This is a genomic window from Tabrizicola piscis, from assembly GCF_003940805.1.
GTDB classification, from domain to species: Bacteria; Pseudomonadota; Alphaproteobacteria; order Rhodobacterales; family Rhodobacteraceae; genus Tabrizicola; species Tabrizicola piscis.
In genome coordinates this window covers 3,592,635-3,616,620 of sequence record NZ_CP034328.1, presented here as the reverse complement: position 1 = coordinate 3,616,620, position 23,986 = coordinate 3,592,635, and the positions used below count along the sequence as shown (strand labels likewise).

The window sequence follows — 23,986 nt, the reverse complement described above, 5'->3', positions numbered from 1 at the left end:
AGGATCTCATGCGTGGTTTCGTAGGACGGAAGATGACGATGGTCGCGGCGCTGATGGCCACGACCGGACTGGCCGCCGGAATGGCGGCGGCCGAGGATGTGGAAGTGCTGCACTGGTGGACCAGTGGCGGCGAGGCGGCAGCACTCAACGTGCTGAAGGATGACCTTGCGACCAAGTCCATCGGCTGGGTCGACATGCCTGTCGCCGGCGGTGGCGGTGAGGCGGCAATGACCGCGCTGCGCGCCCGCGTCACGGCTGGGGATTCGCCCACCGCCGTGCAGATGCTGGGCTTTGACATTCTTGACTGGGCCGGCGAAGGCGCGCTTGGCGACCTGACCGAGGTTGCCACTGCCGAAGGCTGGGATGCCGTGGTGCCTGCGGCGCTGCAAGGCTTTTCCAAGTTTGACGGCAAGTGGATTGCGGCCCCGGTCAACGTCCACTCGACCAACTGGGTCTGGATCAACAAGGCAGCGCTGGATGCCGCTGGTGGCAAGGCACCCGAGACGTGGGAAGAGCTGGTCGCCGTTCTTGACGCGATGAAGGCCAACGGCATCACGCCCTTCGCGCATGGGGGCCAAGCCTGGCAGGACGCAACCGTGTTTGACGGTGTGGTTCTGGGCATGGGCACCGACTTCTACAAGGCCGCTTTCATCGACCTTGACCCCGCCGCACTGGGCGGTGAGCAGATGGCCGAAGCCTTCAACCGCCTGATCAAGCTGAGCACCTATGTCGATGCCAACTTCAGCGGTCGCGACTGGAACCTGGCCTCGGCCATGGTGATCAATGGCGAGGCGGGCATGCAGATGATGGGCGACTGGGCCAAGGGCGAGTTCGTCAAGGCGGGCAAGGTTCCCGGCACTGACTTTGTCTGCATCCGTTTCCCGGGCACGCAAGGGGCGGTGACCTTCAACTCGGACCAGTTCGCCATGTTCAACGTCGAAGGGGACGAGGCCAAGGCGGCACAGGCCGCGATGGCCTCGGCGATCATGAACCCGGTGTTCCAGTCGGCGTTCAACGTGGTCAAGGGGTCGGCCCCGGCGCGCACCGATGTGCCGAACGACGCCTTTGACGACTGCGGCAAGAAGGCGATGGCGGATCTGGCGGAAGCCAACACCAACGGCTCGCTTTTCGGGTCGATGGCGCATGGCCATGCCGCCCCGGCAGCGGTCAAGAACGCGACCTATGACGTGATCACAGCGGCCTTCAACGGCGAATATGCCGATGGCGCGGCGGCGGCAGCGGCCTTGGCCGAAGCCGTCGCGGCAGCACAGTAACCGCTGAAAGGGGGGCGGCCCCGGTCGCCCCCCGACCCAAATTCCTTCGAAGGAATTTGGCAAAAGTTTTCGAAAACTTTTGCACCTGGACCCATGGGAGGACGAGCATGGCCACTGACGCCGATTTCCGCACGCGCCTGCAGGACTGGCTGCCGCGCCTTGTGCTGGCACCGTCCTTCGCGGTGACGCTGTTGTTCGTCTATGGGTTCATCCTGTTCACCATCGTCCTGTCCTTCACCGGATCAAAGATGCTGCCCCGCTTCACCTGGGTCGGGTTCGAGAATTACGAAAAGCTGTTCGCCCTGCCCGCGTGGAACACGGCGATCGTCAACATCGCGATCTTCGCCAGCCTTTACATCGTGATCTGCACCGTGATCGGCCTCATGCTGGCGATCTTCCTTGACCAGAAGATCCGGGGCGAGGGGATGCTGCGGCCGATCTACCTGTACCCCATGGCGCTGTCGTTCATCGTGACCGGCACCGCGTGGAAGTGGTTCCTTGATCCCGGAATCGGGCTGCAGAACATCATGCGCCAGTGGGGGTGGGAAAGCTTTACCTTCACCTGGATCAAGGACGCGGATTACGCGCTTTACACCATTGTGCTGGCAGCGGTCTGGCAGACCTCGGGCTTTGTGATGGCGATGTTTCTGGCGGGCCTGCGGGGGATCGACAATGAGATCCTGAAAGCCGCGCAGATCGACGGCGCGTCGAACTGGCAGCTGTACCGGCGCATCGTGATCCCGCTCCTCCGGCCCGCGTTCCTGAGCGCCTTCGTCATCCTCAGCCACCTTGCGATCAAGTCCTATGACCTTGTCGTGGCGCTGACCGGGGGCGGCCCGGGGCGGGCGACCGAGATGCCGGCGACCTTCATGTATTCCTACACCTTCACAAGGAACCAGATGGGGATCGGCGCCTCCTCCGCCGTGATCATGCTGATGACCATCGCCGCGATCATGGTTCCCTACCTTTACGCCGAGTTGAAGGAGAAGAAGGCATGAGTGCCGCTTCGCAAGACACCGCCGTCAGCACGGGCCGGATCACCCGCACCTTCATCTACCTTCTTCTGATCCTGTTCGCGCTGTTCTACCTGCTGCCGCTGTACGTCATGGGGATCAACTCCGTGAAGCCCCTGGCCGAGATCACGGGCGGCAACATGATGGCCCTGCCCGAGGTCTGGACGCTGGAGCCTTGGCGGTCGGCCTGGTCCACCGCGCAGATCGGCGTCGAACCCACCGGCCTGCGGCCCTATTTCCTGAACTCCATCCTCATGGTGGTGCCCGCTGTCGCCATTTCCACCATCGTCGGCGCGCTGAACGGCTATGTGCTGACCAAATGGCGGTTCCGGGGGGATACATGGGTGTTCGGGCTGATGCTGTTTTCCTGCTTCATCCCGTTCCAGATCGTGCTGATCCCGATGGCGGTGGTCCTGGGCAAGCTGGGGCTGGCGGGGTCGGTGTCTGGCCTTGTGCTGGTGCATGTCGTCTACGGGATCGGCTTCACCACGCTTTATTTCCGCAACTACTATGCCAGCTTCCCGACCGAACTCGTCCGTGCCGCGATGATCGACGGGGCGGGGTTCTTCCGCATCTTCTGGCGCATCCTTTTGCCGGTCAGCGGCCCCATCGCGGTGGTCAGCGTGATCTGGCAGTTCACCAATATCTGGAACGACTTCCTGTTCGGCGTCAGCTTTGGCGGCACCAGCCAGCCGATGACCGTGGCGCTGAACAACCTCGTCCAATCCTCGACCGGCGTGAAGGAGTACAACGTCCACTTCGCGGGCGCGATCCTTGCCGCCCTTCCAACCCTGATCGTCTACATCGTCGCAGGCCGCTACTTCGTGCGCGGGCTGATGGCGGGGTCGGTGAAAGGGTAAGCCGACTGCCGGGCGGCTGGCACCGCCCGACAGTCTTTCGTTCAACCCAAGGCCCCACTTGCACAGAACCGGGCGAACAACAGGAAGGAACTACAAGATGCACCGAATGTCCATGGTTGCCGCAGTGACTTTGACAACCGGAATTTTCCCCGCCTTCGCCGAGCCCTCGGTCGAAGTCATGCACTTCTGGACCAGCGGCGGCGAGGCGGCTGCCCTGGGCGCTGTCCGTGACAAGGTCGTTGCGGGCGGTGTCGTCTGGACGGACGCGCCCATTGCGGGGGGTGGTGGTGATGCCGCCAAGACCGCGCTTCAGGCCCGCATCGCCTCGGGCAACCCGCCCGCCGCCGTGTTGATCCTTGGCCAGAACATCCTCGACTGGGCTGCCGAAGGGATGCTTGGCAATGTCGACGCCTTGGCCGAAGCCGAGGGGTGGGATGCCGCCCTGCCGCAGGCGGTGAAGGACTTCACCAAGGTCGATGGCCACTATGTCAGCGCGCCGACGAATGTCCACCGGACCGACATGATCTGGGCCAGCAAGGCCGCCTTCGACAAGATCGGGGCGGCCTACCCGACCACCTGGGAAGAGCTGAACGCCCTTGCGCCCAAGTTCGTCGAGGCGGGGATCATCCCCCTCGCCCATGGCGGGCAGGCCTGGCAGGAAGCCTATATGTTCGAAGCGGTCGCCCTTGGCGTCGGCGGTGCCGACTTCTACCGCAAGGCGTTGATCGAGCTTGACGATGCCACCCTGCGCGGGCCGGAGATGGTTCAGGTCTTCGATCAGATGGCTGCCTTGCGCGGGATGGTTGATGCGAACTTCCCCGGTCGCGACTGGAACCTTGCGTCTGCCATGGTCATCAACGGCGAGGCTGCGATGCAGATCATGGGCGACTGGGCGAAGGGGGAGTTCACCAATGCTGGCAAGGTGCCGGGCGATGACTATGCCTGCATCCCGGTGCCGAAAGCGCAGGGCGACGGGTTTGTCTATCTGGTGAACTCGCTGTCGTTCTTTACCCAGACCGATGCCGACATGATCAAGGGGCAAGAGGTGCTGGCCAGCGCGATCATGGACCCCGCCGTGCAGGTGGCGTTCAATCTGGCCAAGGGCGCGATCCCGGCCCGTACTGACATTGACCTTGCGGCGATGGACGCCTGCGCCCAGTCCACCAGTGCAGCCCTTGCCACAAATGACGCAGGCGGCACGGCGGTGCCCACCTTTGCCGGAACCCACGCGGCCAATGCCTCGGTCGTCGGGGCGGCGACAGATGCCATCACCACCTTCTTCAATTCGGACATGACAGCCGCAGACGGTGCGACTGCACTGGCCGACGCTATCGCGGCGGCGCAGTGATGCACCGGCCCCGCGCGTCCCTCCCGCCGCGCGGGGCCACCTTGACACCCAACGACCGGAGCTGACCGATGGGCTTTCTCGACATCCGCAACGTCACCAAATCCTACGGGTCCGTGCAGGTTCTGCATGAGGTCGACATCGAGGTGCAGGAGGGTGAATTCCTCGTCCTCGTCGGCCCGTCCGGCTGCGGCAAGTCCACGCTGCTGAACATGATCGCGGGGCTTGAGGGCATCACCAGCGGTGAGATTGCCATCAAGGGCCGGGTGGTCAACGGCGTCCATCCGTCCAAGCGCAACATCGCGATGGTGTTCCAAAGCTATGCGCTTTACCCCAACATGACCGTTGGGCAGAACATGACCTTCGGGCTGGAAATGCACGGCGTTCCCAAGGCCGAACGCGATGTGGCGCTGGCCCGGGTGGCCAAACTCCTCCAGATCGACCACCTCTTGGACCGCAAGCCGGGGCAATTGTCCGGCGGCCAGCGGCAAAGGGTCGCCATGGGCCGCGCGTTGGTTAGGAACCCCGACGTGTTCCTGTTCGACGAACCGCTGTCCAACCTTGACGCCAAGCTGCGCGTCGACATGCGGACCGAGATCAAGAAACTGCACCAGACGCTGAAGACCACCATCGTCTACGTCACCCATGACCAGATCGAGGCGATGACCCTGTCCACCCGCATTGCGGTGATGAACAAGGGCTATGTCCAGCAGCTTGGCACCCCAAAGGACATCTACGACACCCCGGCGAATGTCTATGTGGCCACGTTCATGGGATCACCTGCCATGAACATCGTGCCTTCGACCGTGGTGATGGAGGGCGGCATCCCCCATGCCAAGATCACCGATGCGGACGGGGCGACCCGCCATCTGCGCTTCAGCCAGCCGAACCTTGCCGCGTGGGAGGGCAAGCCGATCCTGCTCGGCATCCGGCCCGAGGCGATCACCGATCCCGAGGGTGCTGACCGCAAGTCCGGCAACATCGTCGCCCTGTCCAACCGCGTGGGGGTGACCGAACCCGCAGGCTCGGACACGTTCGTCACCATGCAGCTGTGCGGTCGCGATATTGTCGCGCGGATGCGGGCCGATGCGACGGTGGCCCCGGGTCAGGTCTTCGACTTTGCCGTGAACATGGAGAAAGCCGTGGCCTTCGACCCGGCGACCGAGGAACGGATTGCCCCCTGATGCAGCCTGACGTCATCATCATCGGGTCGGGGATGGGTGGGGCCACGCTGGCCGCAGCCCTCGCCCCCAGCGGCCGCCAGATCGTGATCCTTGAACGCGGCGAACGGCTGGCTGACAGCGTTGAGGCGCGCGACCCCGCCGCCATCTTCGGGCGCGGGCATTTCAAGCCGGATGAGGTCTGGCATGACGCCGCAGGTGCGCCCTTCAACCCCGGCAACTATGCCTTCGTCGGCGGCAATACCAAGTTCTACGGCGCAGTGCTGCTGCGCTACCGGGCCGAGGATTTCGCCCCCCTCCGCCATCTTGGCGGGGTGACGCCCGGCTGGCCGATCCGGTACGATACGCTGGAGCCATGGTATTCCCGCGCCGAAACCCTGTACCGCGTGCGGGGCGATGCACGGCAAGACCCGACCGAGCCGCCCCATTCCGCCCCCTACCCCTTCCCCCCCGTCCCGGATGAGGCGGACATCGTGGCGCTGCGCCATGCCTTTGCCGCCCAAGGCCTGCACCCCAGCGCCCTGCCGCTTGGCGTGGACATCGACGCCTGGCTGAAACGCGCCCCCACCACATGGGACGCTTTCCCCTGCACGACAGGCGCCAAATCCGACGCCGAAAGCTGCGGTCTGGCCGAGGCGCTGAAGCACCCGAATGTCAGCCTTCTGACCGGCACCAAGGTCCTGCGCCTCCTCTCCCAAGGCCGCCGTGTGACGGGGGTGGAGGTAGAGCGGGACGGCAGGACAGAGGTGCTGACCGCCCCCACCGTCTGCCTCTGCGCCGGGGCGGTGATGTCGGCGGCGCTGCTCCTTGCCAGCGCCAATGACGACCACCCGAGTGGCCTTGCCAACCGCTCCGATCAGGTCGGGCGGAACTTCATGAACCACAACCTGACCGGCATGGTCGCGTGGAACCCCTTGCGGCGGAACCGGACAGTTTATGAAAAGACGATCCAGATCAACGACTTCTACCTGACTGGCGGCCCGAATGGTGAGCCGCTTGGCAATATCCAGATGCTGGGTCGGATCACCGGCCCGATCCTTGCGGGTGAGGCGGGGCTGCCGCTCTGGCTTGCCCGCCACATTGCCGACCATTCCATCCACATCATGGCCATGTCCGAGGATTTGCCCGACCCCAACTCTCGCGTCATGTGGAAGAACGGCGGCGTTGTGGTGGACTGGCGCAAGACCAACGTGAAGGCGCATGATCTTCTGGTACAGCGTCTGGCCCGCGCGATGCGCAAGGCGGGCTGGCCGATTGTCCTGTCGCGCGGGTTTCCGAAGTCAAAGCCCAGCCACCAATGCGGCACGGCGCGGATGGGGGACGATCCGGCAACCTCGGTCGTGGATGCGCAGCTGAAGGCGCATGACCTTGACAACCTTTACATCGTCGACGCCTCGGTCCTGCCAACCTCGGCCGCCGTCAACCCCTCGCTGACCATCGCGGCGCTGGCCCTGCGTGCGGGTGACCATATCGGAAGGGCTGCCGCATGACCGCACCCCTTGCGCTTGTCACCGGCGGCCAGCAAGGCATTGGCCTTGGCATCGCCCGCACCCTTGCCGCCGCTGGCTGGCAGCTGGTGCTGGCCGCCGAACTTCCGCCCGAAGCCGCCGCTGTGCAAGCCGCCCTCGCGGAGCTTGGCCCACGCACCCGCTACATCCGCCACGATCTGGCTGACTTGGCCGGCATCCCTGCCCTGCTGGCAGCCACCGGCCCGATCACCGCCCTCATCCAGAACGCGGGTGTCCCGGCCCGCCTGCGCGGCGACATGCTGGACATCACGCCCGAGAACTTCGACTGGACCCTTGGCATCAACCTGCGCGGGGCGTTCTTCCTCGCGCAAGCCGTGGCAAAGGCGATGCTGGCCGAACCAGCGGACCACTACCGCTCCATCACGTTCATCACCTCGGTCTCGGCCAGCATGGCCAGCCCCGAACGCGCCGAATACTGCATCTCCAAGGCCGCCGCGTCGATGGCAGCCAAGACGCTGGCGCTGCGACTGGCCCCCCATGGCATCGGCGTCTTCGAGCTGCGGCCCGGGATCATCGAAACCGGCATGACCGCCGGGGTGCGTGAGACTTACACCGCCCGCATCGAGGGCGGCCTCGTCCCCGCAGGCCGCTGGGGCCAGCCCGAGGATATCGGGCGCTGCATCCTGCCACTGGTCACCGGACAAATGGCCTTCGCCACCGGCGCAGTGATCCCCGTCGACGGCGGCCTCTCGATTGAAAGGCTTTAGCGGATGAAGCAGCGCACACCTTCAGTGACCCGCGCGCCCCTCCCCCCTCGTGGGGGAGGGATGGGGTGGGGGGGCTGGCGTCAGGCCAAGCGGCCCCCCACCCCCATCCCCTCCCCACAAGGGGGAGGGGAGGCGACAGACCACACCCTTCCCGGCACAATTCTGGCGGCAAAGACATGACCGAAGGCTATGACTTCCTCATCATCGGCGGTGGTTCGGCAGGCTGTGTCCTAGCCGCCCGCCTGTCCGAGGACCCCGCGGCCAAGGTCCTGTTGCTGGAGGCCGGGGGCCGCGACCGCCACCCCTTCTACCACCTGCCCGCAGGCTTTGCGAAAATGACCAAGGGCATCGGCTCATGGGGCTGGCAGACCGTGCCGCAGCGCCACATGAACGGGATGGTGATCCGCTATACTCAGGCGAAGGTGATCGGCGGCGGCTCCTCGATCAACGCGCAGATCTACACGCGCGGCAATGCGCAGGACTATGACGAATGGCGGCAGCTTGGCTGCCCCGGCTGGTCCTATGAGGATGTCCTGCCCTACTTCCGCCGCGCCGAAGATAACGACACCCACGACAACCGCTACCACGGCAAGGGCGGCCCGCTTGGCGTCAGCCAGCCCCGCGCGCCCCTGCCGATCTGTGAGGCCTGGTTCAAGGCCGCCGCTGAAATCGGCATCCCCCGCAACATGGACATGACCGGCGAGGTGCAGGACGGCGTCGGCTACTACCAGCTGACCCAGCGGAACTACCGCCGCTCCTCCACCTCCATCGCCTACCTTGGCCCGGCACGGGGGCGGTCGAACCTGACCGTGCGGACCGGCGCGCAAGTCCTGCGGATCGTGGTGGAAAACGGTCGCGCTGTCGGCGTGGAAACCCCCGAGGGCGTGATCCACGCAGCGCAGGTGATCCTGTCCTCCGGCGCCATCGGCTCCCCTCGTCTCCTGCAGCTCTCAGGCATCGGCCCGGCGGACCATCTGCGCAGCCTTGGCATCCCCGTGGTCCTTGACCAACCGGGGGTAGGGTCAAACCTGCAGGACCACCTTGACCTCTTCGTCATCGCCGAATGTACCGGCCCCCACACCTATGACCGCTTCGCCAAACCGCACCTCTCCGCCCTCGCCGGCCTGCAGTACCTGCTGACCCGCAAAGGCCCCGTCGCCTCCTCCCTGTTCGAAACCGGCGGCTTTTGGTACGCCGACCCCGACGCCCGCAGCCCAGACATCCAGTTCCACCTCGGCCTCGGCTCGGGGATCGAGGCTGGCGTGGCCGCCATGCCGCAAGGCGGGGTCACCCTCAACTCCGCCTACTTGCGCCCCCGGTCACGCGGCACCGTGCGCCTTGCCAGCGCCGACCCGAAAGCCGCCCCCCTGATCGACCCGAACTACTGGGCTGACCCGCATGACCGCGAAATGTCGATCCGCGGCCTGAAACTCGCGCGTGAGATGATGCGGCAACCTGCGCTGCGACCCTTTGTGCTGGCCGAACGCCTGCCGGGGCAAGAGGTGCAGACCGATCAAGACTATTTCGACTACGCCTGCAAACACTCCAAAACCGACCACCACCCCGCCGGCACCTGCCGCATGGGCAGCGACCCCGGGGCGGTCGTCGATCCCCAACTGCGCTTCAACGGGATCGAAAATCTCCACGTCGTCGATGCCTCGATCATGCCGCGCGTGGTCTCGTCCAACACCAACGCCGCCACCATCATGATCGCCGAAAAAGCCGCCGACATGATCCGCGAAAGGGCCCCCGCATGATCCGCCACATCGTCCTGATGAAGGCCCGCCCCGACGTGAGCGAAGCCCATATCGCCGCGATCTTCGCCGACCTCGCGGCGATCCGGGCCAAGCTCCCCGGCATCCTCGCCATCCACTCAGGCCGCAGCGAAAGCCCCGAACAGATCGAGCGTGGCTACATGCACGGCTTCACCGTCGATTTCACCGATTGGGAAGCGCTCGCCGCCTACCAGACCCACCCCGACCACAAACGCGCAGGCGCCGCTCTTGTCGCGGCAAGCGAAGGAGGCCTTGACGGTATCCTCGTGTTCGATCTGCCGACCAAAGGCACGCCATGACCCTGCCTTTCACATTTGTCCAAATATCCTCTGGGGGTTTGGGGGGCGAAGCGCCCCCATTCCCCTCGCCGGTTGCGCGCTTGCGCGCAGAGGCGAGACAAAAGGCGTGCGCGCCAGCGCTCCGCTCAACAGCCGCACGAGGGGCCGCCCGATGCTGATCCTGCCCACCACAGACGCCCGCCTTGAACCCTATCGCCTGACCGGCTCCCCTCTTGTCGCCCGCGCGCCGAAAGCCCCGCTTACCCGTACAGCCTTCGCTGCCGCCCATGTCGTCAGCGACCCCTTGCTGGAACGCTCCCCCTGGGATGGCCGCCCCGCTGTCGACTGGGACACGACCCTCGCCTTCCGCGCCCAGCTTTGGGATCAGGGCCTGCATCTGGCCGAGGCGATGGACACCGCCCAGCGCGGCATGGGCGTGGACTGGCCGACCGCGCTGGAACTGATCCAGCGCACCATGGCCGCCGCCAAGGCCCACCCGATGCGCCCGCGCGTAGCTTGCGGCGCTGGCACCGACCATTTGCCCTTGGCCGACCTCACCACCCCAGACGCCATCGCCGCCGCCTATGAAACGCAGGCCGAAGCCATCGAGGCCGCAGGCGGGCAACTCATCCTGATGGCCTCCCGCGCGTTCACCGCGATCAAGGCAGGTCCCGACATCTACCACAGCGTCTACCGCCGCCTGATCGACGGGGCGGCGCAGCCGGTCATCCTGCATTGGCTCGGCGACATGTTTGACCCGGGGCTTGCGGGTTACTGGGGCTCCACCGACATCGCCGCCGCATCCGACTTTGTGCTGACGCTGATCAAGGAAAATCCCGCCAAGGTCGATGGCATCAAGATTTCCCTTCTGGATCAAGCGCATGAGGAAGCGTTCCGGGCCCGCCTGCCGCCCGGCGTGCGCCTTTATACCGGCGATGACTTCAACTACGCCCCCCTCATCGCGGGCGACGGCACGCACCATTCCCACGCCCTCCTTGGCATCTTCGCCGCCATCGCCCCGGCCGCCTCGCAGGCGCTGGAGGCCCTCGCACTGGGCGACCTTGCCACCTACAACCGCCTTCTGGACCCGACCGTCCCCCTCAGCCGCGAGATCTTTCGCGCGCCCACCCGGTTCTACAAGGCCGGGATCGCGTTCCTTGCGTGGCTGAACGGCCACCAGCGCCATTTCATCATGCCCGCCGGGTTCCAATCCTCACGCGACATCACGCATTATGCTGCGGTGTTCCGGCTGGCGGATGCGGCGGGCCTTCTGGCCCGGCCAGACCTTGCCGAAGCGCGGATGGCGCAGCTTCTGGCGCTGCACGGGGTGGAGCAGACCTGACGCATATGGACCGCAGGCCCACGATCATCGATGTCGCAAGCCGGGCGGGCGTCTCGAAATCGACCGTCAGCCTTGTGCTGCAGAACAGCCCCCTCGTGCGCAGCGAAACGCGTGAGGATGTGCGCCGCGCGATGGCGGACCTTGGTTATGTCTACAACCGGTCCGCCGCACAGTTGCGTCAGGCCAACACCGGGCTGATCGGCCTTGTGATCAACGACCTGCGGAACCCGTTCTTCACCGAATTCGCCACTTCGGTGCAGATGGCGCTGTCGGCCAAGGGCTTTGCCTGCGTTCTGGCAAATACGGACGAAGACCCCGCGCTGCAGGCCCAGGTCGTGGGGGCGATGCTGGAACATGGCGTCGCCGCCCTGATCCTGTCGCCCGCCTATGGCGCGGTCGAGGCGACGTTTGACGCCATTGCCCGGGCGAATGTGCCGACGATGCAGGTCTTGCGCCGGGCGGTGCCGGATGTGGCGCGCTTTCCCTTCTCGGTCCCCGATTACCAGACCGGCAGCCGCCTTGCGACCGATCACCTGCTGGCCACCGGCGCGCGACGGATCGCGTTTCTTGGCGGGCTGCAGGGGCGCGAAGTGACGGAACAACGGATGTCGGGCTACCTTGCCGCGCTGGCTGGTGCGGGGCTGCCCCCCCTCCACCTGCCCGGCCGCCCGACCCGCACCTTCGGACGCGCGGCGGCGGCCCGGCTGGCGGCTGAGCATCCCGAGGTGGACGCCGTCCTCTGTTTCAACGATCTGGCCGGGCTTGGCCTGTTGTCCGGCTGCGCCGAGATTGGGCGGCAGGTTGGCCGCGATCTGCGGATCGTCGGTTTCGACGATATCGAGGAATGTGCCCAGGTCTGGCCGGGGCTCACGTCAGTCCGCTGCGACATTGCCGGGTTCGGGCGCGGGGTGGCCGAGACGGTACTCGGCTGGCTGGAAACCGGCACTCGCCCGCCACCGGAAACCGTGACCCCGGTTGAACTGATCCTGCGCGCCTCAAGCAAAGGCCCCACGCCATGACCCCCGCAACGCCCCTTGACCCCGCCCCTTTCCTGCGCCGCCTGTTCGACCGGGCGGTCGAGGTGGCTGATCCGATGCGCTCGCTCGCGCGGTTCCTGCCGGACCGGCCTGCCGGGCGGGTGGTCGTCATAGGGGCTGGCAAGGCCAGTGCCCGGATGGCCGAGGCGGTCGAGGCCGAATGGGGCCCGTGCGAGGGGCTGGTCATCACCCGCTACGGCTATGGCCGCCCCTGCCGGGGAATCCGGATTGTCGAGGCTGCCCATCCAGTCCCCGACGCTGCCGGGGCGGCAGCGACGGCGCAGATGCTGGACCTTCTGGCGGGTCTGGGGGACGGCGATTTCGTGCTGGCCCTGATTTCCGGCGGGGCCTCGGCCCTGCTGGTCGCGCCGGTCGCAGGGGTGACGCTTGCAGAAAAGCAGGCGGTGAACGCAGCCCTTCTGGCCAGTGGCGCGCCCATCTCCGCGATGAATGTGGTCCGCAAGCACCTGAGCCGGGTCAAGGGCGGGCAGCTTGCCGCCGCCGCCTATCCGGCGCGAATGCTGGCGCTGATGATTTCGGACGTGCCGGGGGATGACCCGGCCTTCATCGGGTCCGGCCCCACGGTCGGCGACGCGACCACCCCCGCCGACGCCGCCCAAGTGCTGCAACGCTGGTCCGTCCCGGTGCCAGCTTCGGTCCCCGAAGCTCTGCTGCGGTCGGGCGTGATCCCCCCCTGCGATCCGCGCCTGTCGCGGGTCGAAAACGTGATCTACGCGGCCCCGGCCCAATCCCTTGCTGCAGCGGCAGAGCTGGCAGAAGCCGCCAGCTGCGAGGTTCGGCTTCTGGGCGACCGGCTTGAGGGGGAAGCCCGTGAGGTTGCCGCGGAACAGGCCGCACTTGCGCGGCAGATCAAGGCCGGTCTGACACCGGCGGACAAGCCGGTCCTCCTGCTTTCGGGCGGCGAATTGACAGTGACCCGCACCGGCGACGGCATTGGCGGGCCGAATGCAGAATTCTGTCTGGCGCTGGCGCTGGCGCTTGACGGTGCAGTCGGCATCCATGCCATCGCCTGCGACACGGACGGCGTGGACGGCGCGGCTGAAGTTGCGGGGGCAGTGATCGGGCCGGACACGCTTGGGCTGGCGAAGGCGGCAGGTCTTGACGCGGCAACCGCCCTGCAGCGGAACGACGCCCACAGCTTCTTTGCTGCTGTCGGCGGGCAGGTCGTCACCGGCCCGACCCTGACCAACGTCAACGATTTCCGCGCGGTGCTGATCCTTCCGGACTAGGGCCTTCGGGCGGGTCGGCCGGCCGGAAATGCCCTTACCCCGGCACTCCGTCCACAATCACCACATGCGCCACGCAGGCCCCGTCTCGCCGCGCGCGGGCGGTCTGATAGGCGGTGGAGCGATAGCAGGCTCGGGCAGCCTCCAGCGTGGGGAATTCGATCACCACATGGCGGTCAAGCGCCGGGCCTTCCAGCGTTTCCGACGCCCCACCCCGGGCCAGAAACCGCGCGCCATGGGCGGCGAAGGCGGCTGGGGCGAGGGCCTGATAGCCCTTGTAAGCCTCGGCATCCGTCACGGTGACATGGGCGATCCAGTACGCGGTCATCCTTGCCCCTCAAGCAGCTTGCGGGCAATCTCGGCGGCATCATCCAGATGGGCGCGGACAGCATTTGCTGCGGCGTCCGGGTCACCCGCCACAATCGCCGCCGCGATCCGGGCCATATGGGCCGGGCCAGACACCTGCCGGTCACTGCTGGCCAGCGTCAGCGCCCGCAGGCGGGAAATGCGGCCGTTCAGGCGCTGGACAATCTCCCACGCTATGTCGTGGCCAGCGGCGGTGAAGATCACGCGGTAAAACTCCGTCGTGGCGGCATAAAGGCCCGGCTGATCCGGGCTGACGACGGCCGCTTCGATCCCGGTAAGGGCCTTGGTGATCTGGTCTTTCACGGCAGGCCCCGCGGCTCGCGCGCAGGCGGCGGCAGCGTCGGCTTCCAGCAGGCGACGGATGGCGTAGACCTGTGCCGCCTGATCCCAGTCCAGCCGCGCCACGACCGGACCAGCCCGCGAGGCGGTTTCGACCAGCCCTTCCGCCTCAAGATACCGGATCGCCTCCCGCACGACGGACCGGGACACGCCAAGCTGATCGCACAGCGTGCGTTCGACCAGACGGTCACCGCCCTGAAACCGGCCCGCGATGATCGCCTGACGCAGGCGGTCCACCGCCAATGCGCGCAGGGTGGGCGCCTGATTGATGCGAAGGTCGTCGGTCTGATCCATGCCGCAAAGGATAGGTGGGGATGGGCGACAAGACAAGAAGAACTTGACATGTTGTATGATGGTATACCAAAACAATGCGACCAGACCCGGAGACGCCGATGCCCGCCCAGATTCGCAAGACCCTCACCTATGTTGAAACGATCCTGATCGAAGGCGGTCGCGCGGCGCCACGGCCCCTGATGCTTGTCGCGGCGGCAGCGGTGCTGAAGAACCCATGGGCCGGGCGTGGCTTTGTCGAGGATCTGAAGCCGGAAATCCACGCCGTCGCCCCCGAACTGGGCGCGCTGCTGACCGCGATGATCCTTGAAGCCGTAGGTGGACCGGATCATGTCGAAGGATACGGCAAGGCCGCCGTCGTCGGGCTGGACGGCGAGCTTGAGCATGCGAACGCCCTGATCCACACCTTGCGCTTTGGCAACCATTACCGGCAGGCGCTGGGGGCCAAGACCTACCTTGCCTTCACCAACGTGCGGGGGGCGGCGAATACCCCGGTCATGATCCCCCTGATGGACAAGAATGACGAAGGTCGGCGGTCGCATTACCAGACCGTCCACTTCGCCATCCCCGATGCCCCCGCCGCCGATGAAATCATCGTGGCGCTTGGGGCGTCGACGGGGGGCCGCCCGCATCATCGGATCGGCGACCGTTATCAGGACCTGAAGGACCTTGGCCATGATCTCGCGAACCCTGCGGCTGTCTGACGGCGCATCCGTCCGGGTGATCGAGGCGGGTGCCGGGACGCCGGTCCTGCTGCTGCACGGCGTCGGCCTGCGGGCCGAAGTGTGGGAGCCGCAGATCGCAGCGCTTGCCGGCCACCACCGGGTGATCGCCGCCGACCTGCCGGGCCATGGCGACAGCAGCCTGCTACCCGGAACCCCTGCCCTGCCGGATTACACCGCCTGGGCCGCACGGCTGGTCTCGGCCCTTGGCCTTGGCCCGGTCGCCGTGGCCGGTCATTCCATGGGCGCGCTGATTGCGCTTGGGCTGGCGGTTGACCGGCCCGCGCTGGTCACCCGCGCGGCGCTGATGTGCCCGGTCTACCGCCGCTCGCCCGAGGCGCGGACGGCGGTCCTGACCCGGGCCGAGGAAATCTCGGTCGGACGCGGCGGGATCGACGGGCCGCTCAGCCGCTGGTTCGGCGATACGACCAGCCGTCTGCGGGTGCAGGTCGCGGGCTGGCTGCGGTCGGTACCGCAGGCGGGCTATGCGGCGGCCTACCGGGCCTTTGCGACCGGCGACATGGTCTATGCGGACGGGATCAAGCGGATCAGATGCCCGCTTCTGGTCCTGACCGCGGATGGCGACACCAACTCCAGCCCCGCGATGGCGCGAGAGATGGCAGCCTTGGCCCCGCACGGCCGGGCAGTGGTGATTGACGGGCATCGCCACATGGTCCCCCTGACCGCGCCCGAAGCGGTGAACCAAGCGCTGCAGGACTGGCTTGCCGACAGCCGGAAAGAGGCCGCCGAATGACCGCCCCCGCCCCCCACACTCGAGACCCGCGCGCCCTGCGTGATGCCTTTGGCTGCTTCATGACCGGTGTCACCATCGTGACAACGGTCAAGGATGGCCAACCGCTTGGCTTCACCGCCAATTCCTTTTCCTCGGTCTCGATGGACCCGCCCTTGTTGCTGGTCTCGATTGCGAACCGGTCTGCCAACCTGACCGCCTTTGCCACCGGCACGGGCTTTGCCGTCAACATCCTGTCCGAGGCGCAGAAAGACCTGTCCGCCCGCTTTGCCAAACCGATCGAGGACCGTTTCGCCGATGTCTACTGGCGCAAGGGGCCGGTCGGATCGCCCGTTCTGGCCGGCGTCTCGGCATGGTTCGACTGCACGCTGGAACAGGCCGTTCCGGCTGGCGACCATACCATCCTGATCGGCCGGATTGGTGGCTTTGAGGCGCTGGCCGCCCCCGGACTTGGCTACTATCGCGGGGCCTATGTCACCCCGGCAGCCACGGCGGCGGCAATGCCTGCAGGGCCTGAGGTCATCGTCTCGGCCGTGATCGAGGCGGAAGGCCAGGTCCTGCTGGTTGATGACGGGCGCGGCGGGCTTTCGGTGCCTATGGCGCGGGTGGGCCGCGAAGGGGTGCAGGCGGCCCTGGCCGGGCTGATTGCAAGGCACGGGCTGACCGCAGGTGCCGGGTCGATCTACGCGGTCTATGAAGATGCCCGGCTTGGCACCCAGCACATCGCCCTGCGCTGCCCGGCCGAACCCGGGCAACCCGTGGGCGGGGCCTATGTCGAACTGTCGCGCGACGGGGTGGCCGATGTGACCGACCCCGCCTTGCGCATCATGCTGGAACGTCTGGCGGATGAAGCCCGCGTCGGCGCCTATGGCATCTATTTCGGCACGCAGGAAACCGGCCGTGTGCAGCGGCTGAACGAAGGTCCCACCCCATGAAATTCTCGCTTTTCGTCCATATGGAACGGGTCACGCCCGAAGAACCGGAACGCCAGCTTTACGAAGAAATGCTGGAGTTGTGCCGGATCGCGGATGAGGGCGGGATGCACGCGATCTGGACCGGCGAACACCACGGGATGAGCTTTACCATCGCGCCGAACCCCCTACTGAACCTTGTCGATCTGGCCCGCAGGACCAAAAACGTGCGCCTTGGGACCGGCACCGTCATCGCGCCCTTCTGGCATCCGATCCGGCTAGCGGGCGAAGCGGCGATGGCCGACATCATCATGGATGGCCGGCTTGACCTTGGCATCGCCCGCGGGGCCTACAGCTTTGAATATGAACGGATCATGCCGGGGCTGGATGCGTGGAATGCCGGTGGCCGGATGCGGGAACTGGTTCCGGCGGTACAGGGCCTTTGGGCGGGCGACTATACCCATGACGGGCAGTACTGGCAGTTTCCCAAGACCACCTCGGCCCCGAAACCGCTGCAACCGGGCGGCGTACCGATCTGGGTTGCCGCGCGGGACCCCTCCAGCCACGATTTCGCCGTGGCCAATGGCTGCAACGTGCAGGTGACCCCCCTGCACAATGCCCATGACGAGGTGGTTTCCCTCATGGACCGCTTCAACACGGCCTGCGCCGCGCACCCGGAGGTGCCGCGCCCGAAGATCCTCATCCTGCAGCATGGCTATGTCGCCGCAGACGCCGCCGATGCCGATCTTGCGGCGCAGGAACTGCATGCCTTCTACTGCTATTTCGGGGCATGGTTCCTGAACAAGCGGCCCATCACCCAAGGCCTGATCGAACCCCTGACCCCGGAAGAAATCGCCGCGCACCCGTTCTATTCGCCGCAAGCCATGCGGGAAAACCTGCTGATCGGCGATGCTGCCGAGGTGATCGAAAAGCTGCGCCGGATCGAGGCTTTGGGCTATGATGAATTCTCGCTCTGGATCGACAGCGGGATGAGCTTCCAGCGCAAGAAAGCCTCGCTTGAACGGCTGATCCGCGATGTGATGCCAGCTTTTGCGTAAATCAGCCTTTGCCTGAAAGGGTCAGCGATGGAGCGGTTCCAGCACTATATCGACGGCGCGTTCCATGACGGGTCTGACGGGTTCGACAGCCTTGACCCCGCCACCGGCACCCCATGGGCGCGGATGCCGCTGGCGCGGGCGGCGGATGTGGACCGGGCGGTCCGGGCCGCGCACCGGGCGTTTTCCGCACCCGCTTGGGCCGGGCTGACAGCGACGGCGCGGGGCAAGCTTCTCTACCGCCTCGCCGATCTGGTGCAGGCCGCCGCCCCCCGGCTGGCCGCGCATGAAACGCGGGACACCGGCAAGATCATCCGCGAAACCAGCGCGCAGATCGCCTATGTGGCGGACTACTATCGCTACTACGCGGGACTGGCCGACAAGATCGAAGGCGCGCATCTGCCCATCGACAAGCCCGACATGGAGGTTTGGCTCCGACGCGAACCCATAGGCGTGGTCGCGGCCATCGTGCCGTGGAACAGCCAGCTTTTCCTGACGGCGGTGAAACTTGGCCCCGCCCTCGCCGCCGGGTGTACCGTGGTCCTGAAGGCCAGCGAGGATGGGCCTGCGCCCCTGCTGGACTTTGCACGGCTGGTGCATGAGGCGGGCTTTCCCCCCGGCGTCGTCAACATCCTGACCGGCGGGCCCGAGGCTGGCCAGACGCTGACCACGCATCCGCTGGTGGCCCATATCGCCTTCACCGGCGGGCCGGAGACTGCCCGGCATATCGTTCGGGCGAGTGCGGAAAACCTTGCCTCCACCTCGCTGGAACTGGGGGGGAAATCGCCCTTCATCGTCTTTGACGACGCCGATCTGGACAGCGCCGCCAATGCGCAGGTGTCGGGGATCTTCGCGGCCACCGGGCAAAGCTGTGTCGCGGGGTCGCGGCTTTTGGTGCAGGCCAGCGTCAAGGAGGCCCTTCTGTCCCGCCTGATCGCCAAGGCCGGGTCCATCGCCATCGGCCGCCCTGACCTGATGGAAACCGAAGTTGGCCCCCTGTGCACCGCCCGCCAGCGCGACCGGATCGAAGACCTGATCGCCCGGTCGGTCACAGCCGGGGCAAAGGTGCTGACGGGCGGCAGCGCCCTGCCCGGCGCGGGGTTCTACTTTGCGCCGACGATCCTTGATTGCTCGGACTCGCCCGATTGCCCGGCTCTGCATGAGGAGTTCTTTGGCCCTGTCCTGACCGTGCAGACCTTCGAGACCGAGGAGCAGGCGCTGGCGTTGGCCAATGGGACGGCCTTTGGGCTGGCCTCGGGGGTGTTCACGCAGAACCTGACGCGGGCGCATCGGATGATCCGGGGGCTGCGGGCGGGGATTGTCTGGGTGAACACCTACCGCGCCGTTTCGCCCATCGCGCCCTTTGGTGGGCATGGGCTTTCCGGGCATGGGCGTGAGGGCGGGATGGCGGCGGCGCTGGACTATACGACTGTCAAGGCGGTCTGGCTGCGGACCTCGGACACGCCGATCCCGGACCCGTTCGTGATGCGCTGAGCTTGGGGGGCAAAGGCATGTCCCGGGCAGGGACATGGTTTCCGACCCAACGATTTCAATGCTTTAAAGATGGCGTTCAGGAAACGTTAACACTTTGATCAGGCGCGGGGGCCTGATGAGGCGACTGTCTAGCCAACCAGCGTAATCGACACGCGGCGGTTCTGGCGGCCCTTCTTTTCGATCTTGCCAATCTCTACCCGGCCGATTTCGCCCGTGCGGGCGACATGGGTGCCACCGCAGGGCTGCAGGTCGATCTGGTCAGCCCCCTGCCCGATCCGGATCAGCCGCACCCGGCCCTGCCCCATGGGCGGGCGGACCGACATGGTCTTGACCAGACCGGGGTTGGCCAGCAGTTCGTCGTCGGTGATCCAGTCTTCGGTCACCGCCAGATCCCGCGCGATCAGGGCGTTCAGCACCCCCTCGATCGCGGCGATATCGCCGGGTGGGTCGGGCATGTCGAAATCCAGCCGACCCCGGTCGGCACCAATCTGGCCACCAGTCACGGGCATCGGGATCACCACCGACAGAAGGTGCAGCGCGGTGTGGACGCGCATGTGGCGGTGGCGGCGCGACCAGTCGAGGATCTGCCGGGCGGGTGCGCCAATTGGCGGCATCGGCACGGGTTCCGCCGGGATCAGGGCGACCCCCCCTTCAACCTTGAGCGTGGTGGCAATCGGCACCAGTCCGCCGCCCCATTCCAGCACGCCACTGTCGCCCGGCTGGCCGCCCCCGGTGGGATAGAAGATGGACCGGTCCACGACCAGTCCGCCTTCGGGGGTGTGGCCGATGATCTGGCAGTCAGCGGCGGCAAGATAGGCATCGTCGCGGAACAACAGGTCGGTCATCGTTCGGAGCCTTTCACGTCTTCAGGCGGTACTGCGGTCTTGGCTGCGCTGCGGGGCTTGCCCTTGGGGGCCGTCTCCACATCGGGGCTGGCAGGAGCATGGACAGCGGCGCTGTCCGACTGAGCGCCCGCCTGCAGCACGACCAAAGCGCGGGCGATTTCTTCGACATTCCGCAGCGACACATCGGATTGGGCAAAGGGAATCTCGATCCCTTCCTTGGCAAAGCGTTCGACGATCTGGTGGTTGATCTCGGTGCGGACGGTCAGCGAGAAGTTCACATCGCGCAGGATCACCCGGATTTCGAAGTTGATCGCGTCTGCGCCAAAGCCCATCAGAACAATCGTGGGCGGCGGGTTCAGCACGGCCAAAGGCTGCGCTTCGGCGATTTCGCGCAGGATCTGTTCCACCTTGCGGGTGTCCGACCCGAAGGCCACCCCCACCGGCACGATCAGGCGGCCCGACAGGTTGAAGCGCGTCCAGTTCGTCACCTGTCCGGTGATCAGGTCGGCGTTTGGCACGATTACATCGTTGCGGTCAAACGTCTCGATCCGGGTGGAGCGGACGGAGATCGACCGGACGCGACCCTGTACGCCACCAACCTCGATCCAGTCGCCTTCGCTGACCGGGCGTTCGATCAAGAGGATAATGCCCGAGATGAAGTTGGACACGATGTTCTGCAAACCGAAACCGATGCCGACCGAAAGCGCACCGGCGACGATGGCAAGACCGGACAGGTCAAGGCCCGCGGACCTGACGGCGATCAGGGCCGCAAGGAAGATGCCGACATAGCCGATCCCGGCCACCAGCGCGGTCTGGCCGCCCTGATCCATGCTGGTCTTGGGCAGGATCGAGGTGCGCAAGGCCCCCTGAAACAGCCGCGTGAGCATGTAGCCGATGATGAAGACAACGGCGAAAACCATGAAGTTGGTGGGCGAAATCCGCGTCTCGCCCATCTGGAAGCCTTCGGAAAAGCGTGTCCAAAGCTCGGTTATGTCAGCGGCGCGCGCGCCCCAGATCAGAGCAAAGACCGGCAGTGCTGCGAGGGTGATCGCAAAGCCGGCAAGGACGGGAACAAGGGCATCGCGGCCCTTGTCATCGCTTTTGATGATCAGCGCCCAGACGTCGCCGAACATGCGCTGCAGGATGAACAGCAGCGTGATCAGCCCAAGCGACAGGATCGCGGGGTAGATCAGCGCGGACGCCGCCTGCACATAGCCGAACGCCGCCAGCACCGGCCCGGCGATGCCGATGACGCTAAGGCCGCGCGCCAGCAGCAGCAGCAGCCGCAGGGCATAGCTGCGGTCCGCCTGTTCGCGCGCCCGCCGCAGCACACGGCCAACGCGCAACAGGATCAGCCCGCCGGTCAACAGGATCGGGAACGACATGACCGAGGTCGTGGCATCGGAATAGGCCTGCGCATCCATCGCAGCCGACCGCAAACCTTCGGCAGCGACGACCAAGCCCATCAGCACGGCGAGGAACCGCCCTTCAGCCCGCCGTTCGGGTGGAAGCGGCAGGACGGCATCGCCGCTTTGGGTCAGAGGAAAGGCCCGTGCGCCAAGCCAGGCTGCGGCGAAGACAACAAAGCCGACTGCGGGCAGGGCCGAGGTGATGGACATCCCGATCTCGCCCGGCATGCCGCTGGCCACCAGGGCCGCGGCCAGCGCCACCATGCCAAGGGTCGGCAGGATCACCCCCCCGGTCGAGGCGAGGAGGGACCACAGGCTGCGCCCCCGGGCCGACGCGCCGGTCAGAAGCCGGTCGCAAAAGACCTCGATCCAGCGGCGGACATAGACGACCAGCGCCAGTGCCACGACGAGAAGGACAAGGATCAGGGGCATGTTGTCGAAGAGTTCGGCGCGCTTTTCGGGGTCTTCCCAGGCGGTTGCGGCCTCATCCCACAGGCGCAACAGGGTGTCGGACAGGCCGATCGCCGCTTCGGGCCAGTTGCCGGGGTTCAGGGGCGAGGGCCAGAGCTGCAGGAGTTCATCCGCCTGACGGTCGCGCAGGTTGCGGTCAATCTCGGCGATCAGGCCATTGGCGCGGCGGTAGGCTTCTTCGGCGGCGATGCCGGGGGCCTGCAGGCGAACCAGCTGGCCGGCAAGTTCCTGCCGCCGTTTCGAGATTTCCTCAGCCTCGGTCTCGCCTTCCGCAGGGGTGGGGCCCAGCGCGTCAAGCTGCTGGCGCAGGGTGATGATCCGGGCCGAGTTTGCGCTTTGCGCGTCAAGCAGGGCTGCCCGCCACTTGGCAAGCTGGCTGCGGATTTCGTCCAGCCGGTCAGTCGAGGTGTTGCGATTGGCCAGTTCGGCTTCGGCCCGCTCGGCCATCGTCTCCCATTCGGCATAGTTCAGGGAGCCGTCCGTGGGCGCGGTTTCGACCCCGGTGATCGGAACGGCGCCGGTCTGGTCTTGCGCGGGTGCAGGCGCTGCAAGGAGCGCAAGCGCAAGCGTTAGCCACCTGAGCACGGGCCACCTGAGCGCCGGCCATCCGGTCAACCGCGTCATGCGTCTTCGAACACCGCCGGGATCGGGCGGGCGGGACGGTCCAGCCAATCGGGCACCGGCAACCCCTTTTCGCGCAGGAAGGTGGGGTTGTAGACCTTGGACTGATAGCGGCTGCCGTAGTCGCACAGGATGGTGACGATGGTCTTGCCCGGCCCCATGTCGCGCGCCATGCGGATCGCCCCGGCGATGTTGATGCCGGTTGATCCGCCCATGCAGAGGCCTTCGTCCTGCAGAAGGTCGAAGACGATGGGCAGCGCCTCGGCATCGGGGATGCGGTAGCTGAAATCGGGGGTGAAGCCTTCAAGGTTGGCGGTGATGCGCCCCTGCCCGATGCCTTCGGTGATCGAGGAGCCGGGGCTTTCCAGCTTGCCCGTGGTATAGAACGCATGGAGCGCCGCGCCTTCGGGGTCGGCAAGGCCGATCTTCACGCCCTTGGGCTGGAGGGCCATGCCGACGCCTGCCAGCGTCCCGCCCGAGCCCACGGCGCAGATGAAGCCATCCACCTTGCCGCCGGTCTGGTCCCAGATTTCCGGGCCCGTCATCTCGATATGAGCCTGGCGGTTGGCGACGTTGTCGAACTGGTTGGCCCAGATCGCGCCGTTCGGTTCAGACTTCGCCAAAGCCTCGGCCAGGCGGCCCGAATAGCGGACATAGTTGTTCGGGTTGCGGTAGGGGGCTGCCGGGACCTGCACGAGTTCGGCACCCGCCAGACGCAGCATGTCCTTCTTTTCCTGACTTTGGGTTTCCGGGATCACGATCACCGTGCGGAAGCCCATCGAGGCACCGACCAGTGCCAGACCGATCCCGGTGTTGCCCGCCGTGCCTTCGACAATCGTGCCGCCCGGCTTCAAGTGACCTTTGGCGATGGCGTCCTTGATGATGTAAAGCGCCGCCCGGTCCTTGACCGACTGGCCGGGGTTCATGAATTCGGCTTTGCCCAGGATCGTGCAGCCGGTCAGCTCTGACGCCTTGTGCAGCTTCAGAAGCGGCGTGTTGCCGATGGTGTCGGCCAGATCCGAATGAATGCGCATGGGGATGGTCCTTGTTTCCGCCTTACAGGTGTAGGGGGACCGTGGCTGAAACTCAAGGGAGGGGGACAGGGTTGGCGGGCAGGTTCCTG

22 protein-coding genes are annotated in these 23,986 nt (G+C 66.2%); 17 read left to right on the top strand and 5 right to left on the bottom strand.

The features are described from left to right. Positions 1–8: 8 nt before the first annotated feature. From EI545_RS17600 to EI545_RS17545, 12 genes are all read left to right on the top strand, one after another. Positions 9–1,274: an ABC transporter substrate-binding protein gene (locus EI545_RS17600; RefSeq protein ID WP_125326671.1), complete on the top strand. Its 1,266-nt coding sequence runs from the start codon at positions 9–11 to the stop codon at positions 1,272–1,274. A gap of 107 nt (positions 1,275–1,381) precedes the next feature. Continuing rightward, complete coding sequence (locus EI545_RS17595) at positions 1,382–2,272, top strand: carbohydrate ABC transporter permease (RefSeq protein ID WP_125326670.1); 891 nt, start codon at positions 1,382–1,384, stop codon at positions 2,270–2,272. Further along, on the top strand, positions 2,269–3,147 hold the full coding sequence (locus EI545_RS17590) for a carbohydrate ABC transporter permease (RefSeq protein WP_125326669.1): 879 nt from the start codon (positions 2,269–2,271) through the stop codon (positions 3,145–3,147). The genes EI545_RS17595 and EI545_RS17590 overlap by 4 nt, the downstream gene beginning before the upstream one ends. 97 nt (positions 3,148–3,244) lie before the next feature. After that, positions 3,245–4,495, top strand: coding sequence for an ABC transporter substrate-binding protein (locus EI545_RS17585; protein ID WP_125326668.1), 1,251 nt, complete (start codon positions 3,245–3,247; stop codon positions 4,493–4,495). Positions 4,496–4,563: 68 nt separating this feature from the next. Next, positions 4,564–5,676, top strand: a complete 1,113-nt coding sequence (locus EI545_RS17580) for an ABC transporter ATP-binding protein (protein ID WP_125326667.1) — start codon at positions 4,564–4,566, stop codon at positions 5,674–5,676. Then, the gene (locus EI545_RS17575) at positions 5,676–7,163 is read left to right on the top strand and encodes an FAD-dependent oxidoreductase (RefSeq protein ID WP_125326666.1); all 1,488 of its coding nucleotides are present in this window, start codon (positions 5,676–5,678) and stop codon (positions 7,161–7,163) included. The genes EI545_RS17580 and EI545_RS17575 overlap by 1 nt, the downstream gene beginning before the upstream one ends. Beyond that, positions 7,160–7,909 carry a 3-ketoacyl-ACP reductase gene (locus EI545_RS17570; protein WP_125326665.1) on the top strand — a complete coding sequence of 250 codons (750 nt, stop codon included), beginning with the start codon at positions 7,160–7,162 and terminating at the stop codon, positions 7,907–7,909. Before EI545_RS17575 ends, EI545_RS17570 begins: the two co-directional genes overlap by 4 nt. 176 nt (positions 7,910–8,085) lie before the next feature. Next, entirely contained in the window at positions 8,086–9,666 is a 1,581-nt protein-coding gene (locus EI545_RS17565) for a GMC family oxidoreductase (RefSeq protein ID WP_125326664.1), read from the top strand. Next, positions 9,663–9,983, top strand: a complete 321-nt coding sequence (locus EI545_RS17560) for a Dabb family protein (RefSeq protein WP_125326663.1) — start codon at positions 9,663–9,665, stop codon at positions 9,981–9,983. Before EI545_RS17565 ends, EI545_RS17560 begins: the two co-directional genes overlap by 4 nt. Before the next feature lie 151 nt (positions 9,984–10,134). Further along, the gene (locus EI545_RS17555) at positions 10,135–11,304 is read left to right on the top strand and encodes a dihydrodipicolinate synthase family protein (RefSeq protein WP_125326662.1); all 1,170 of its coding nucleotides are present in this window, start codon (positions 10,135–10,137) and stop codon (positions 11,302–11,304) included. Positions 11,305–11,309: 5 nt separating this feature from the next. Beyond that, on the top strand, positions 11,310–12,323 hold the full coding sequence (locus EI545_RS17550) for a LacI family DNA-binding transcriptional regulator (protein WP_125326661.1): 1,014 nt from the start codon (positions 11,310–11,312) through the stop codon (positions 12,321–12,323). Next, the gene (locus tag EI545_RS17545; RefSeq protein WP_125326660.1) at positions 12,320–13,591 is read left to right on the top strand and encodes a glycerate kinase type-2 family protein; all 1,272 of its coding nucleotides are present in this window, start codon (positions 12,320–12,322) and stop codon (positions 13,589–13,591) included. Before EI545_RS17550 ends, EI545_RS17545 begins: the two co-directional genes overlap by 4 nt. A gap of 34 nt (positions 13,592–13,625) precedes the next feature. Here the strand turns inward: EI545_RS17545 and EI545_RS17540 are convergent, their stop codons facing one another. Together EI545_RS17540 and EI545_RS17535 are read right to left on the bottom strand one after the other, a co-directional pair. Then, the gene (locus EI545_RS17540; protein ID WP_125326659.1) at positions 13,626–13,916 is read right to left on the bottom strand and encodes a DUF1330 domain-containing protein; all 291 of its coding nucleotides are present in this window, start codon (positions 13,914–13,916) and stop codon (positions 13,626–13,628) included. After that, positions 13,913–14,587, bottom strand: a complete 675-nt coding sequence (locus EI545_RS17535; protein ID WP_125326658.1) for a GntR family transcriptional regulator — start codon at positions 14,585–14,587, stop codon at positions 13,913–13,915. The genes EI545_RS17540 and EI545_RS17535 overlap by 4 nt, the downstream gene beginning before the upstream one ends. Positions 14,588–14,685: 98 nt before the next feature. Between EI545_RS17535 and EI545_RS17530 the strand changes: the two genes are divergently transcribed. Genes EI545_RS17530 through EI545_RS17510 form a run of 5 tightly spaced genes read left to right on the top strand, consistent with a single transcriptional unit; the run spans position 14,686 to position 19,517 of the window. Next, a complete protein-coding gene (locus EI545_RS17530) occupies positions 14,686–15,288 on the top strand; it encodes an amino acid synthesis family protein (protein ID WP_125326657.1) in 603 nt (200 codons plus the stop codon). Next, positions 15,260–16,060 (top strand): alpha/beta fold hydrolase, encoded by an 801-nt coding sequence (locus EI545_RS17525; RefSeq protein ID WP_125326656.1) that lies wholly within the window; start codon positions 15,260–15,262, stop codon positions 16,058–16,060. The genes EI545_RS17530 and EI545_RS17525 overlap by 29 nt, the downstream gene beginning before the upstream one ends. Beyond that, positions 16,057–16,992, top strand: a complete 936-nt coding sequence (locus tag EI545_RS17520) for a flavin reductase family protein (protein ID WP_125326655.1) — start codon at positions 16,057–16,059, stop codon at positions 16,990–16,992. Before EI545_RS17525 ends, EI545_RS17520 begins: the two co-directional genes overlap by 4 nt. Then, entirely contained in the window at positions 16,989–18,026 is a 1,038-nt protein-coding gene (locus tag EI545_RS17515) for an LLM class flavin-dependent oxidoreductase (RefSeq protein WP_125326654.1), read from the top strand. Before EI545_RS17520 ends, EI545_RS17515 begins: the two co-directional genes overlap by 4 nt. A 27-nt stretch (positions 18,027–18,053) precedes the next feature. Further along, positions 18,054–19,517, top strand: coding sequence for an aldehyde dehydrogenase (locus EI545_RS17510; RefSeq protein WP_125326653.1), 1,464 nt, complete (start codon positions 18,054–18,056; stop codon positions 19,515–19,517). 128 nt (positions 19,518–19,645) lie between these two features. Here the strand turns inward: EI545_RS17510 and EI545_RS17505 are convergent, their stop codons facing one another. From EI545_RS17505 to EI545_RS17495, 3 genes are read right to left on the bottom strand one after another with little or no spacing between them, the layout of a single operon-like run. Next, positions 19,646–20,362, bottom strand: a complete 717-nt coding sequence (locus EI545_RS17505) for an alanyl-tRNA editing protein (RefSeq protein WP_125326652.1) — start codon at positions 20,360–20,362, stop codon at positions 19,646–19,648. Then, positions 20,359–22,827: a DUF3772 domain-containing protein gene (locus EI545_RS17500; RefSeq protein WP_164517334.1), complete on the bottom strand. Its 2,469-nt coding sequence runs from the start codon at positions 22,825–22,827 to the stop codon at positions 20,359–20,361. Before EI545_RS17500 ends, EI545_RS17505 begins: the two co-directional genes overlap by 4 nt. 35 nt (positions 22,828–22,862) lie before the next feature. Further along, positions 22,863–23,897, bottom strand: coding sequence for a cysteine synthase A (locus tag EI545_RS17495; protein WP_125326650.1), 1,035 nt, complete (start codon positions 23,895–23,897; stop codon positions 22,863–22,865). Positions 23,898–23,986: the final 89 nt, after the last annotated feature.

Coding starts and splice junctions, on each gene's coding strand:
- EI545_RS17600 (WP_125326671.1), top strand. CDS start 9: ATGCGTGGTTTCGTAGGACGGAAGATGACGATGGTCGCGGCGCTGATG.
- EI545_RS17595 (WP_125326670.1), top strand. CDS start 1,382: ATGGCCACTGACGCCGATTTCCGCACGCGCCTGCAGGACTGGCTGCCG.
- EI545_RS17590 (WP_125326669.1), top strand. CDS start 2,269: ATGAGTGCCGCTTCGCAAGACACCGCCGTCAGCACGGGCCGGATCACC.
- EI545_RS17585 (WP_125326668.1), top strand. CDS start 3,245: ATGCACCGAATGTCCATGGTTGCCGCAGTGACTTTGACAACCGGAATT.
- EI545_RS17580 (WP_125326667.1), top strand. CDS start 4,564: ATGGGCTTTCTCGACATCCGCAACGTCACCAAATCCTACGGGTCCGTG.
- EI545_RS17575 (WP_125326666.1), top strand. CDS start 5,676: ATGCAGCCTGACGTCATCATCATCGGGTCGGGGATGGGTGGGGCCACG.
- EI545_RS17570 (WP_125326665.1), top strand. CDS start 7,160: ATGACCGCACCCCTTGCGCTTGTCACCGGCGGCCAGCAAGGCATTGGC.
- EI545_RS17565 (WP_125326664.1), top strand. CDS start 8,086: ATGACCGAAGGCTATGACTTCCTCATCATCGGCGGTGGTTCGGCAGGC.
- EI545_RS17560 (WP_125326663.1), top strand. CDS start 9,663: ATGATCCGCCACATCGTCCTGATGAAGGCCCGCCCCGACGTGAGCGAA.
- EI545_RS17555 (WP_125326662.1), top strand. CDS start 10,135: ATGCTGATCCTGCCCACCACAGACGCCCGCCTTGAACCCTATCGCCTG.
- EI545_RS17550 (WP_125326661.1), top strand. CDS start 11,310: ATGGACCGCAGGCCCACGATCATCGATGTCGCAAGCCGGGCGGGCGTC.
- EI545_RS17545 (WP_125326660.1), top strand. CDS start 12,320: ATGACCCCCGCAACGCCCCTTGACCCCGCCCCTTTCCTGCGCCGCCTG.
- EI545_RS17540 (WP_125326659.1), bottom strand. CDS start 13,916: ATGACCGCGTACTGGATCGCCCATGTCACCGTGACGGATGCCGAGGCT.
- EI545_RS17535 (WP_125326658.1), bottom strand. CDS start 14,587: ATGGATCAGACCGACGACCTTCGCATCAATCAGGCGCCCACCCTGCGC.
- EI545_RS17530 (WP_125326657.1), top strand. CDS start 14,686: ATGCCCGCCCAGATTCGCAAGACCCTCACCTATGTTGAAACGATCCTG.
- EI545_RS17525 (WP_125326656.1), top strand. CDS start 15,260: ATGATCTCGCGAACCCTGCGGCTGTCTGACGGCGCATCCGTCCGGGTG.
- EI545_RS17520 (WP_125326655.1), top strand. CDS start 16,057: ATGACCGCCCCCGCCCCCCACACTCGAGACCCGCGCGCCCTGCGTGAT.
- EI545_RS17515 (WP_125326654.1), top strand. CDS start 16,989: ATGAAATTCTCGCTTTTCGTCCATATGGAACGGGTCACGCCCGAAGAA.
- EI545_RS17510 (WP_125326653.1), top strand. CDS start 18,054: ATGGAGCGGTTCCAGCACTATATCGACGGCGCGTTCCATGACGGGTCT.
- EI545_RS17505 (WP_125326652.1), bottom strand. CDS start 20,362: ATGACCGACCTGTTGTTCCGCGACGATGCCTATCTTGCCGCCGCTGAC.
- EI545_RS17495 (WP_125326650.1), bottom strand. CDS start 23,897: ATGCGCATTCATTCGGATCTGGCCGACACCATCGGCAACACGCCGCTT.